9 protein-coding genes are annotated in these 12,043 nt (G+C 43.9%); 3 read left to right on the top strand and 6 right to left on the bottom strand.

Annotated features, from left to right (window positions below; all coding sequences use genetic code 11):
• Nucleotides 1-51: 51 nt before the first annotated feature.
• Entirely contained in the window at nt 52-1,257 is a 1,206-nt protein-coding gene (petH, locus tag QUA33_RS04810; RefSeq protein ID WP_333146921.1) for a ferredoxin--NADP reductase, read from the bottom strand.
• Nucleotides 1,258-1,844: 587 nt separating this feature from the next.
• Here petH and QUA33_RS04805 point away from each other — a divergent pair.
• Complete coding sequence (locus QUA33_RS04805; protein WP_333035850.1) at nt 1,845-2,849, top strand: phosphoribulokinase; 1,005 nt, start codon at nt 1,845-1,847, stop codon at nt 2,847-2,849.
• A gap of 91 nt (nt 2,850-2,940) precedes the next feature.
• Here QUA33_RS04805 and QUA33_RS04800 read toward each other — a convergent pair whose 3' ends face one another.
• The 4 genes from QUA33_RS04800 to QUA33_RS04785 all read right to left on the bottom strand — a co-directional run bounded on the left by QUA33_RS04800 (nt 2,941) and on the right by QUA33_RS04785 (nt 6,665).
• Nucleotides 2,941-4,137: a 5-methylcytosine restriction system specificity protein McrC gene (locus QUA33_RS04800; protein WP_333146919.1), complete on the bottom strand. Its 1,197-nt coding sequence runs from the start codon at nt 4,135-4,137 to the stop codon at nt 2,941-2,943.
• Nucleotides 4,138-4,193: 56 nt separating this feature from the next.
• Complete coding sequence (locus QUA33_RS04795; RefSeq protein WP_333146918.1) at nt 4,194-5,837, bottom strand: AAA family ATPase; 1,644 nt, start codon at nt 5,835-5,837, stop codon at nt 4,194-4,196.
• Nucleotides 5,838-6,035: 198 nt separating this feature from the next.
• Nucleotides 6,036-6,371, bottom strand: coding sequence for a PIN domain-containing protein (locus QUA33_RS04790; RefSeq protein ID WP_333146916.1), 336 nt, complete (start codon nt 6,369-6,371; stop codon nt 6,036-6,038).
• Between the two features lie 66 nt (nt 6,372-6,437).
• Nucleotides 6,438-6,665, bottom strand: a complete 228-nt coding sequence (locus QUA33_RS04785) for a hypothetical protein (RefSeq protein ID WP_333146914.1) — start codon at nt 6,663-6,665, stop codon at nt 6,438-6,440.
• A gap of 207 nt (nt 6,666-6,872) precedes the next feature.
• Here QUA33_RS04785 and QUA33_RS04780 point away from each other — a divergent pair, with 207 nt between their 5' ends.
• Complete coding sequence (locus QUA33_RS04780; RefSeq protein ID WP_333146912.1) at nt 6,873-8,525, top strand: FAD-dependent oxidoreductase; 1,653 nt, start codon at nt 6,873-6,875, stop codon at nt 8,523-8,525.
• 71 nt (nt 8,526-8,596) lie between these two features.
• On the opposite strand, the gene QUA33_RS04775 is transcribed toward QUA33_RS04780, so the two are convergent.
• A complete protein-coding gene (locus QUA33_RS04775; protein ID WP_333146910.1) occupies nt 8,597-8,974 on the bottom strand; it encodes a GxxExxY protein in 378 nt (125 codons plus the stop codon).
• Between the two features lie 329 nt (nt 8,975-9,303).
• Between QUA33_RS04775 and QUA33_RS04770 the strand changes: the two genes are divergently transcribed.
• The gene (locus QUA33_RS04770) at nt 9,304-12,027 is read left to right on the top strand and encodes a valine--tRNA ligase (protein ID WP_333146908.1); all 2,724 of its coding nucleotides are present in this window, start codon (nt 9,304-9,306) and stop codon (nt 12,025-12,027) included.
• The last annotated feature ends 16 nt before the right edge of the window (nt 12,028-12,043 follow it).

Genomic DNA, 12,043 nt, shown 5'->3' with positions numbered 1-12,043 from the left:
TGTAGGGCGAGCCAAGCCCACCCTACAAATCAGATTAAATCAGGTAACACATTAATAAGTTTCAACGTGCCAACGGTGTTCTTTTTTCAACTGTTTCTGATAGGCCGCCCAGTCAGCACCGTGCTTGCTAGATGCGGCCGACATTCCCTCATCAATTCCGCCTTCCATACCCTTCAAACCGCAGATATAAGTGTGAGTATTCGGCTTTTGAACTAATTCCCACAATTGGTCTGCGTTCTCTTGAATCCGGTTTTGAATGTACATCTTGCCGCCGTCAGCATTCTTTTGCTCGCGACTGATAGCATAAGTCAAGCGGAAATTATCGGGGAACTCGCGCTGCAATTGCTCCAACTCTTCCTTATAGAGAATGTTGGGAGTGTAAGCAACTCCAAAGAACAGCCAAGCTAAACCTCTGAACTTGTAATCGGGATTGTTTTCTTTAAACATCCGCCACAAATAAGCCCGGAAAGGAGCAATACCCGTACCGGTAGCCATCATAATAATGGTGGCTTCTTCGTCGTCGGGTAACAGCATTTCCTTGCCTACGGGGCCGGTGATTTTGACATCATCTCCAGGTTGCAAACCGGTGAGAAAAGTCGAACAAACACCAAAGACTTTTTCACCGGTTTCTGGGCTTTTGTACTCTAGGCGGCGGACGCACAGAGAGACTGTTTTGTCGTCTACATCGTCTCCGTGACGGGTGGAGGCGATCGAATACAGCCGAATTTTGTGAGGTTTGCCGTTTTTATCTGTGCCATCGGGAATAATCCCGATACTTTGACCTTCGAGATAGTGTAACTTGCCTCCAGAAATGTCAAATTTGACGTGACGGACTGTACCCTCGCCGCCTTCTCTGACCAATTCTTCTGTAGAAATGCACTTACCAATATAGGGATTGGCCGGCTTGTAGAGGTTAACAGGAACCTGAACTTTTTCCTTGGCTTGAGTCATGGGCTTAGTTTTTTCTCCAGATTTCTGACTCTGTAGCCCTGCTTCTGGTGCGACTTTGCCATTTGTTTCGGGAGCGCTGTTTGAGGGGCGAATGCTGACAATTCTTCCACCCATGCGAGCAATTCTACGCATTTCCTGATTCATGCGCTCGTAGGGCACGGAGATAAATACGCTGCCACTACGGCGAATCGGGCTACTTGTTTGGTCAGTTGCTTGGCTCTGACGCATACCCTCCACTTCGTAAACAAAGATGCGGCTACCTGATTCTGAGTTGGCCGCCACACCAGATATGCTTGGGCTGTACATTTGTTGCTTGTCCTTCACGATACAGAGTTATAAAGAAAGAGAATGTGACGTTAGACTCAATTTACTTTTTTCTTAAGGCCATCGGGACTAATTGGCCGCGCCAATTTTTGGGCCTCGCCACGCCGGCGGGAGTGTTGAAGTTGCGATCGCTCGCGTATCAAATCCCTACTAGCCGAACGCCGCGCTCACCGAGCCCTAATGCGTTCGGCTGTTGACCTATAGCTATTGTTGTCTGCGTACTGCCAATATTTTACCCGATCGGGGGATCTGCCCCGATAAGTCATTGTGATTTGGGGAGCGCCCCTGCAGAGAAAGGAAGATTCGAGCAGTTTAATGAGGTTGAGCTTGTAGGGGGCGGACGCATTCTGGTAAGATTAACCGCTAAAGTTAGTATTAATTACTTGCCTTGAAGATTGCTTGGGTCTGCCCGGGCAGGCAGTCAACTCACTGCTGTATGCTGGTGAGAACTCGATCCTCTCGGGGTAGCAAAGCAGCACAAAGCCTGCTTGCCGCTACCTGCGGGCTGAAATTTTGTGGAATCTAGACTTGAGTTAGTTAGTAAACAGTGATTTTGTTAGAGGGAAACTATGACCAGTAAGCCGGATCGCGTGGTTTTAATTGGCGTTGCCGGAGATTCCGGATGCGGAAAATCTACTTTTTTACGCCGATTGACAGATTTGTTCGGGGAAGATTTCGTTACTGTAATCTGCCTTGATGACTATCATTGTCTCGATCGCAAGCAGCGCAAGGAAACAGGGATTACAGCCCTTGACCCCAGAGCGAACAATTTTGACCTAATGGCCGAGCAAATGAAGGCTCTCAAAGAAGGTCATGCGATCGACAAGCCGATTTACAACCACGAAACCGGTCTGCTCGATCCTCCTGAGCGGGTAGAGCCGAATCACGTGATTGTGATTGAGGGGCTGCATCCCCTTTACGACGAGCGAGTTCGATCGCTCCTCGACTTCAGCGTCTACCTCGACATCAGCGACGAAGTAAAAATTGCTTGGAAAATCCAGCGCGACATGGCGGAACGGGGCCACCGTTACGAAGACGTGCTGTTTGCGATCAATGCTCGCAAACCGGATTTTACCGCCTACATCGACCCGCAAAAGCAATATGCTGATGTGGTAATTCAAGTGTTGCCGACCAACTTGATCAAAGATGACAAGGAGCGGAAAGTTCTGCGGGTGCAGATGATCCAGCGCGAAGGCATCGCCAATTTTGAGCCTGCGTATTTGTTTGACGAAGGTTCAACAATTAACTGGGTTCCTTGCGGCCGCAAGCTGACTTGTTCCTATCCCGGAATTAAGATGTACTACGGGCCTGATGCTTTCTACGGTCACGAAGTCTCGATTTTAGAAGTAGATGGTCAATTCGAGAATCTCGAAGAAGTTATTTACATCGAAAGCCATTTGAGCAAGACTTCTGCGAAGTATGAAGGCGAGTTAACTCACCTGTTGCTTCAGCACCGCGAATATCCTGGTTCCAACAATGGAACTGGTTTGTTCCAAGTGTTAGTCGGATTGAAGATGCGGGCGACTTACGAGAAGTTGACTGCAAAAGAAGCGAAAGTGGCTGTTAGTGTTTAGAACACAGACATGAAAGATTTGAGAGGCGCGATCGCGCCTCTTTTTTTGTGGAGAAATGAACCGCAGAGGGCGCAGAGGGCGCAGAGTAGAGTTAGGGGAGGGTGTTTGGATGTAGAGAGGTTAAGAAGGTTTTTCCGGCTTCATTCAGGTCGCTATCTAGGGAAAAAGTTAGACTGCGAACTCGGATATCGTCATTTTTTATATCTAGTGGCTGTTTGAGGTTTTGCGGGTAAACGAGAATTGCATTTTGGCACTTTAAGGCATTGGCGTAAGCAACTATTTGATGAATGTCATTATTGGCTACTTTATCGGGAGCTTTGTATTTTGTATCGAGGACGTATTGGATTTTTTTTGTTTCACTATCGCGTATAATTAAGTCAATCTTATCGAAATAATTTGTGTCATGTTCAACTCGGTGTTGTGGTTCGACCTCAAAGCCTTTTGGTGTATTTGCTTTGAGCCATTCAGCGACAAATTGTTCATATAACTTAGCCATGTCTATCAGAAAAGGGAGCATTTCGCGATCGCCTGTTTCGTGACTCGGCCCTGTGTTATCTAAAAAGAATCGACATAAGGCGTGTAAAAGTTGATAATCTTGATTCAAACGGTGATAATTTCTATCAATACAAGCTTCTGATTTAAAAGGTTTTAATGTGACAAATCCTTGGAGTGCGTGAAAGGCTTTTCGCACAGTGGATGAAACAGATTCACGGCACAAACCGCTGCGGCCAATTATGAAGAGTGTCCAAGCGAGTATTTGATTGTCTTCGATATCGCCTGTTTGTTCGTTATAGTGGCATTTTAGTTTAACATCCCAAGGTTTTTGCAGGGCTGACCGCAAATCGACGCGGCCGCGAATGTAGGCGAGTCTTTCTGTTTTGGATAAGTAATCGCGATATAATCCTTTGCGACAGCGTTCTAGAATTTTGTGGGCAAGAATGTTAGCTAATTTCTCGTAACTTTCTTGTAAAGATTGGCACTGAATCGATCCTTGGGGAAATTTTATCTTAAGGTTGTAGGCATAGTCAAGCATTCCAAAGAGGTTGTTTATGGGAACCTTTGGGCGGATGGCGATGTGAAATTCTGGAGTGATGGGAATGTTGCCCACTCTGCCTTTAGATTTTAAGTGCCATTGATATTTTGTTTTAGGGTTGGGAAATTCTATCTCGATTTCCTTGGCATAATTATGGTATATTTTATGTCCTACTGATTCGGGGATAGAGTCTTGTTCAAAAGTTGCTAATTGATATTCTGTAAGTTCGATAATTCGGCGGGATTCTGGTTTCATAATTGTGGTGGATGCAGTAACGCCACTGTCTCGGCGTTAATGACGGCGTTAGATTGTCAATAGCCCAATTTTTTATGGATTTTATCCCAAAGAAATTCATCCATTTTTTCCGGCTCGTCAAAGAAGTATTCTTCGAGGTATGGCTCAATTTCCATTTGCCAAATATCTTGGATATCTTCAGATAAAGTTTTTGTCAAAAAGAATGAGATGCCTAGTTGATAGTATTTGTTATTAATTGCCACATTTATATCTTTTAAAATACCAATTAAGCGATTTAATCTAGCAATGGGAAAACCTGTTTGCCATGTTTTGTGATAGTGACGCAAGACTTTATAGTTAGGAGATAGGGGGATAAATGCGAAGCGGCGGCGGAGTGCGTTATCAACTAAGGCTATAGAGCGATCTGCCGTATTCATTGTACCGATGATGCAAACATTTTTAGGTATTGTAAATTGTTGGCCGCTGGCTAGTTTAACAGTGCGAGCGCGATCGTCCAGCAAATACATTAATTCTCCAAATACCTGAGATAAATTTGCACGGTTAATTTCATCAATAATGAGAACGCAAGTGTCTTCACGGGCTTCGGCTTGTTTGCAAAATTCTAGGAATCTGCCGGGAACTATGGGATAAGTTAATTCTCCATCTTGACTTTGCGGACGGATGCCTTGAATGAAGTCTTCATAAGTATAAGCTGGATGAAATTGAATAATGTCCGAAAAGCCGTCACCGCCACCGATTAAGTATTGGGCGAGTTTTTGAGCTAGGAAGGTTTTTCCGGTTCCGGGCGGGCCTTGAATGATGGCTTGTTGCTTACGGTTAATGGTGCGTATCCAGCGGTTAATTTCCGATGTTTGAAAACCAGTTAGCTCCGAAATTTCTTCGAGATGGTAGGCTTGATTCAATTCTTTTTTGTATAATAAAAAATATTCATTTACCAGAATAGATAAGTCATTTTCATAAAAATTAAATAATAAAAACAAGGGAAATATTTTTTTAAATGTTTGTGCTATTTTTGCGATTAACTGTTTAGCAGAATATCCTAATACCTCTGATGCTTCTAGTGAGACAGCAACATGAATGTTATTGACTTTAGGTGTGATCAATAAATTCTTGGGTATTTCTTGCCAACAAAAAATCTCTTCTAGCAAACTAAAAACAGATAGTGAATTTTCACTCTTTCCGAACCTAGAGTCTTCAATTACGTAATTATAAGAATGAACGTGGCGATTTAACTCGCAAAAAGTTTGATGGGGCAGCTTATATAATTCAAGCAATGTTTTCCAGGAATCACTTCTACATTGAGAGCTATAATTGTTAATTATATTTTTTAAACTTTTTATTTTTGAGTATAATCCAAAAGTGACTTTTTCAGGTTCAATATTTAGCATGAACTGCCCATTATCTAAAGAATTTATATCTCCCAGACCCAAAGCTACACTGTAGGATATTGATGGGACTCCTTGGAATAGAAGGAGAGAACCAAATTGGTCAATCCTGAAATTTATATAATTTTTGATAAAATCAGGTAACAGATCTTCCACCTGGCTTAAAATATACTTTAAGGGATTTTCAACATATTTAAAGAAAACTTGTTTGTGTGTCCTGTAAAAATCCGATCTAGGGTCTTCATAAAAATCGGTCAATAGGTTAAATGTGTTTTCTGAAAAAGGACATTCAGGATGTACAAAAACTTTTTCCATTTTTTCTGTATGTTTAAGGTGACTCAATTGTTGTTCTTACATTATTGTAACCGATCGCCCTTCCCGACACCAGATATCTGAAATGCGATCGCACCCACCATCCTTACCCACATCAATAGCCCTCCCAAACCAGTAACACAGGCAAAACCGCTAACAACAGTTCCCGGAAAATTTCAACTTGCGCCGAGTGACTCAGATTTACCAAATTGTGTCTATACTAGATAATTGAATCCGGCGATCGCGACTAATAACGGGTAGATTAAGATACAAAGCAGTAGCAGCAATAATGCGATCGGGCAAATCGGGAATTTGCGATCGGTCAACTTGCCTTAAAGTCACAGCTATATTGCGATCGAAAGGAATTTCAACCAATAAGGCATCATCGCTCTCAACTTCTCTCAATAATAGATCTAGAGTAGTTGAATTAATCCGCCCTCTCTCGCTCAAATAGACAATTTCTGCTAATGTAATTGATGAAAAAGCCACCTGATTTCCCTCGGCAGCTATCTGTTCTATTGTCGTTATAGCAGTCACCAAAAGTCGATTGCTCGGCAAATATATACCAGATTACAGCATCAGTATCAGCTACAGCACCCAGCATTAGAAATCCTCCATTGGGAAATTCCCCCATTCTTCGCTGCGAGCTTCATCTATATCAGCGGCAGAAGGTGCAATTCTCAACTCAGCACATAAACCCCACAATGATTTGCGGAGAGCGGGCCGAACAACTAATTCTCGTTCTATTTCAGGAACTATCCACTTAATCAATCGTAACTTTTCGGCTAGAGACAAGTGCTTGACAAGATTTAAAACCGCCTCAAAAGTCATGTTTTTATGTTTCAATTTCTGATTGATGTAATTGTAGCATTTTGGCTGCCCAGGACAGCATCACCAGGTTTGGGTTGAGAAGATTCGTTTACCACAGTTCCCGGAAAATTTAAACTTGTGTCGAAACTATCTAAACGTGCTATATTCAACTCCGTAAACCCTGAACTGCGCTTTCAGGTATTGCAAATTTATCCACGAGTCAACTGAATGCTCTCTACTTTCAAGAAATTAGCTTCAATTGCAATCATCTTTGCCGCCCTAGAACTTTTACTTAATTATCCGACTTTCAGAGAAGTAGAAAATTATATCGCAAATAGAAACCCAGCAAGTGCCACCTTAGATACTGGAACTCAGCAGCAAAAATCCAGCAGCCCGCCTCCGGTAGTTCCCAAAAAATCACCGGAACAAAAGTTTGATGTAGTAGTATATGGTGATGAAGTACCGGGGATATGTGCAGCGATATGGGCTAAGAAAACTTTAGGCGCAAAGGGCAAAGTTGCGATCGTGCGATCGAACTACGGAAGTGCTCCTTTGGGCGGCTTACTCACCCGCGGCGGTTTAGCTTACATCGATGTAGATAAAATCCCCGGTTGGTATCGCCAACCTTACGCCCAATGTTTTAAGGAATTCTTAGATAAAGCGGATGCGCCCGAATCTTGCTTAGACCCAAAAAAGGCAGATAGAGCTCTCAAACAGATGCTTTCAGCAGCCGGAATCAAAGTTATTTCTAACTCAACTCTTACTCCCCGCGTCGTAGATAAAAAAATTGAATATGCCGAAGTAGAAGGCACCAATCTCATAATTAAAGCCAACTCTTTTATTGATGTAACTCAAGACGCCGAATTGGCAAGAAAAGCAGGGTTATCTTATTATACAGGATATGAATCTCAAAATATAAAATCCAAAAATGAAACTTTAGCTGTATCTATAGTTCCAAGAATTACAGGTATAACGATGTCCGAGTTCCGCAAAATAGAAGATGAAATTCTTTACAACAGGTCTTTGGTAAAAAAGATTAAAGAAAGCATTATGAAATCTAAAGATCCGGCTAGTACAAAATTCTGGATGAGGAATTTCTGGAGTACGATTTATCAGCCATATACAGACGGCTACGACATCAGAAGCGTAGCTATAGGTGCAGCGTATCACATAGACAGAAATCTGCCATTTAGTCAAAATAAAGGATTCTTTTTCGATAAGGGCAATGTCTGCGTTTATAACAAAAATGTGCTGTCCTGGAACGGGTTTCTGTTTAAATACCAAGTTAACCAAATCATGAAGATGGAAGCTAACGGCAGAAAACCGACTCCTGAAATGATTAGAGAAATGTCATTTCTCCAATACTGGCTACAAAAGAAGTCTGGTAAAGATGTGAGAGTATTTATTCCAGACGAGATTTATATCAGGCAAACTTTGAACGTTCGCGATGTGGTAGATCCGCTGACGGGGCAGGAGATTATCAAAGGGGGAACAGTACCCGAAAAGTCGATCGGCAGTTTTTCCTACGATTTCGATATGCGGGGCGGAGTCAAGAATTTATCTGCCAGAATTCCGCCGCTACCAGTCTATAATTTCGGGATAGAAAGCGCTTTGGCTAGCAAAGTCAAGAATTTAGCCATTGTCGGGCGATCGTCCGGTTATGTCGGTATGGCTGTATCCGTCGGGCGAATTGCGACGGTGAATATTTATCAAGGACAAGGTGTGGGCGTGGCGGCTGCCTTGGCTAGCAAGTTCGGCGTACCTCTGAATTCGATTACTTCCGCTGAAACTAAAAAAACTCTGGAGACTTTAACCGGGAAAACTACGTATTTGTCGGGGAGAGATACGAGTTATGGGGTGGATTATAAGGAGGTGAAGTAATTAGAGATCTTAAGAGGATTTAACCGCAGAGGGCGCAGAGGGCGCAGAGAGGAGAGGGATGAGAGGTTTATTTAGGAGAGGATGAGGCGGCGGATTCCTTCTTTTAAAAAGCGGACGTTAAAGTTGATGAGAAGACCGAGAGGATAACCAGTCATTTTCAGATATGAAATAACTTGAGCTTCATGGATAGGAAGTATAGTTTGGACTGACTTTAATTCAACTACGATAGTGTTGGCAACCAGCATATCGTATCTGCCTTCCCCAACAACAACACCTTTATAAGTTACATTTACTGTAGGTTGAGGTTGAAAAGGAATTCCCCGGCGCGAGAGTTCTTCACGCAACGAATTCTCATATACCGCTTCCAAAAACCCCGGCCCCAACTCCTTATGAACCTCCATCGCCGCCCCAATCACAGCATAAGTCAACTCATTCAGATCATCTTCCAACTCTCCTCTCTCCTCTTCTCAAACCAATAATCACAATCATAATCCAAAACCCTCCCCACACTCTTCCCTCTGCGCCCTCTGCGCCCTCTGCGGTTCAAAACTCTTCTCTTAATGGAGTGGATTGTAAAGAGGTGAATAGATATTAAGAGGATTTTACCGCAGAGAACACAGAGAGCGCAGAGAGGGGAGGGATGAAAGGTTTTTTTACGACATCCAAAACCCTCGCAACACTCTTCCCTCTGCGCCCTCTGCGCCCTCTGCGGTTCAAACCTCTTCTCTTCCCCCCGCTGTGGCACAATCTTATATATAAAACCTGCACCCTCTCGCCAATGACCGCAAACCTACCCCCGCAATACGACCCCAAAGCCACCGAAACCAAATGGCAAAAATACTGGGAAGACAACCAAACCTTCAAAGCTGACCCCGAAAAAGGTGGCGAACCTTACTGCGTAGTTATCCCGCCGCCCAACGTGACCGGCAGTCTCCATATGGGACACGCTTTTGAAGAGACGCTGATTGATGTCCTCGTCCGCTATCACCGCATGACTGGACGCAATACCCTGTGGTTGCCGGGAACGGATCATGCTAGCATCGCAGTTCAAACTATTCTCGAAAAGCAACTCAAAGCAGAAGGCAAAACTCGCCACGATTTAGGCCGAGAAAAATTCTTGGAACGGGCCTGGGAGTGGAAAGCTGAATCGGGCAATACTATTACTAATCAATTACGCAGTTTGGGCGTGTCTGTCGATTGGTCGCGCGAACGCTTTACGATGGATGAAGGCTTATCCGCTGCGGTTTTAGAAGCGTTTGTCCGGCTGTACGATGAGGGGCTGATTTATCGCGGCAATTACCTGGTGAATTGGTGTCCGGCGAGTCAGTCTGCTGTGTCGGATTTGGAGGTAGACCAGCAGGAAGTTGACGGTCATTTGTGGCATTTCCGCTATCCTTTGACGGACGGTTCTGGTTATTTGGAGGTGGCGACGACTCGGCCGGAAACGATGTTGGGCGATACTGGGGTGGCGGTAAATCCACAGGACGATCGCTACAAACATCTTATCGGTAAAACTGTGACTTTGCCGATCGTGAATCGCGAAATTCCCATCATTGCTGATGAGTTTGTCGATCGGACTTTCGGAACTGGTTGTGTCAAGGTGACTCCCGCCCACGATCCGAATGACTTCGAGATGGGTAAGCGTCACAATTTGCCGTTTATTAATATTATGAATAAGGACGGTACTTTAAATGAAAATGCCGGAGAGTTCCAGGGACAAGACCGATTTGTTGCCCGGAAAAATGTGGTGCAGCGCTTAGAAGTTGACGGGGTTTTGGTTAAAATAGAGGATTACAAGCATACAGTTCCCTACAGCGAACGCGGCAAGGTTCCGGTCGAACCTTTGATATCTACGCAATGGTTTGTAAAGATAGATCCTCTTTCTCAACGTGCTTTAGAAGCATTAGATCGAAGTAACTCACCAGTCTTTGTTCCTGACAGATGGACAAAGGTTTATCGGGATTGGTTGGTGAAGCTGAAGGATTGGTGTATCTCCCGACAATTGTGGTGGGGACACCAAATCCCGGCTTGGTATGCTGTTAGCGAAACCCAAGGAGAAATTACTGACACGACGCCGTTTGTGGTGGCGAAAACTGAAGTTGAAGCTAGGGAAAAAGCAACGGCTAAATTTGGTAAAGACGTGCAGTTAGCAAGAGACCCAGATGTACTGGATACTTGGTTTTCGTCTGGGTTGTGGCCTTTCTCAACTCTGGGATGGCCTGACAAAACTAAAGATTTGGAGTTTTACTATCCGACAACTACTTTGGTTACAGGTTTTGATATCATCTTTTTCTGGGTTGCTAGAATGACGATGATGGCCGGACATTTTACTGGAAAGATGCCTTTTGATACTGTTTACATTCACGGTTTGGTGTTGGATGAAAAAGGTCAAAAAATGGCTAAGAGTAAAAATAACGGTATCGATCCGCTGCTGTTGATTGGCAAGTACGGTACTGATGCTTTGCGCTACACTTTGGTTAAGGAAGTGGTTGGGGCAGGTCAAAATATTCGCATGGAGTACGATCGCAAAACTGATGAATCGAAATCGGTGGAAGCTTCGCGGAATTTCACGAATAAGTTGTGGAATGCGGCCAGGTTTGTGATGATGAATTTGGAGGGACAGACTCCGCAGCAGTTGGGAAGTCCTTCTGGGGGAGGTGGTTTGGAATTGTGCGATCGCTGGATTCTTTCTCGCTATTATCAAGTTGTGCAACAAAGCCGCAATTGTTTGGAAAATTACGGTTTGGGGGAAGCAGCCAAGGGACTTTATGAGTTTATTTGGGGCGATTTCTGTGACTGGTATATTGAGTTAGTCAAGTCTCGCTTGCAACAGGATGCTGAACCAAATTCTAAAAAAGTGGCCCAGCAAACTTTTGCTTTTGTGTTAGAAGGGATTTTGAAACTGCTGCATCCTTTTATGCCGCACATTACTGAGGAAATTTGGCACACTCTGACTCAAACAGGTGATGGTGAATGTTTGGCTTTGCAAGCTTATCCTGAAGCTGATATCTCGCTAATTGATGCTGAATTAGAACAGCAGTTTGAGTTGTTGTTCGGTACAATTCGCACTATTCGCAATTTACGGGCAGATGCTGATATCAAACCCAGTGTGAAGGTGACGGCGATTTTGCAAAGCGAAAGCGAGAAAGAACGCCAAATCATCTCAGATGGAGGTGTTTACATTCAGGATTTGGCAAAAGTCGAAAATCTGACAGTTACTGCTAGTGTGGATGCAGATTTGGGACAGACAATTGCTGGGGTTGTCGGTACTGTGCAAGTATTGATTCCTCTGGCTGGGGTGGTGGATTTGGCGGCTTTGCGTGCTAAATTAGAAAAGAAGTTGAGCAAGGTGGAAGCTGAAATTAAGCATACTGCGGCGCGCTTGACTAATCAGAAGTTTGTGGATAAGGCTACTCCTGATGTGGTTCAGGGGGCGAGGGATGCTTTGGCGGAAGCCGAAAAACAAGCGGAGATTTTGCGCGATCGACTAAAGTTGTTTTAATAGTTGACTGTTGACT

The sequence above is a fragment of the Microcoleus sp. Pol14D4 genome (assembly GCF_036701245.1).
Classification (GTDB): domain Bacteria; phylum Cyanobacteriota; class Cyanobacteriia; order Cyanobacteriales; family Microcoleaceae; genus Microcoleus.
The sequence above is the reverse complement of the archived record's forward strand: the minus strand, read 5'-3'. Positions and strand labels throughout refer to the sequence as shown.